Source organism: Limisphaera ngatamarikiensis (assembly GCF_011044775.1).
Lineage (GTDB): Bacteria > Verrucomicrobiota > Verrucomicrobiia > Limisphaerales > Limisphaeraceae > Limisphaera > Limisphaera ngatamarikiensis.
Map to the genome: position 1 here is coordinate 13,650 of NZ_JAAKYA010000095.1, position 667 is coordinate 14,316.

The window sequence follows — 667 nt, forward strand, 5'->3', positions numbered from 1 at the left end:
GATGTAGTAGCGCTGACCGGCCGTCAATTGATAGCCATTGGCACCCGGCATGGACCCATCCGGCGCCACGTACGTGCTCGAGTTCCGTTGCGACACGTTGTTGCCCGATTGCCAGGCGCGCGTCCCGTTCCACGACGTCTGCTGCGCAATCAGGCGCTTGTTCGCCTCGTTCTCGTCCGTGCTCAGGAACAGGTCGCTGTCGTCATCCGACGAAAGATAGAACACATACCGACCCGTCGTCGGCGGCACAAACCACGTGCTCAACCGTTGCACGTAGTTGTCCGCCCAATCCGTCACATCCATCGCCGTGATGAACTCCACAAAATCCGGAGGACCTGCCGTACCCTGTTCAACCATGACCCGCGTGACGCTGGGCCGATTCGGACCCCAAACCTCCCGCCGGACAATGCCCGGCACAAACACCGACTGTTGGACCGTCAGCGTGGCTTCCTCACTGGTCACCGTCAGGGCCGTGCCCGGAATCCTCACCACGCACCGGTACCTCGCCCCGTTGTCCGCCATCGTCGCCACAAAACTCAACGTCGGCGAGGCCCGACCCGGCAAATCCACCCCGTTGCGCTGCCACTGATACGTCGGCGTCAACTCCGAATCCGTGTTCACCACCACCCGGAACGTCACATCCAACCCCTCCCATTGGGTCACCGAT

The 667-nt window shown here is 62.1% G+C and carries 1 protein-coding gene; it reads right to left on the bottom strand.

Translation table 11 applies throughout. The features are described 5' to 3' along the window. On the bottom strand, positions 1-667 hold a 667-nt coding region (locus G4L39_RS13850), incomplete at both ends, for a PA14 domain-containing protein (protein ID WP_205881034.1).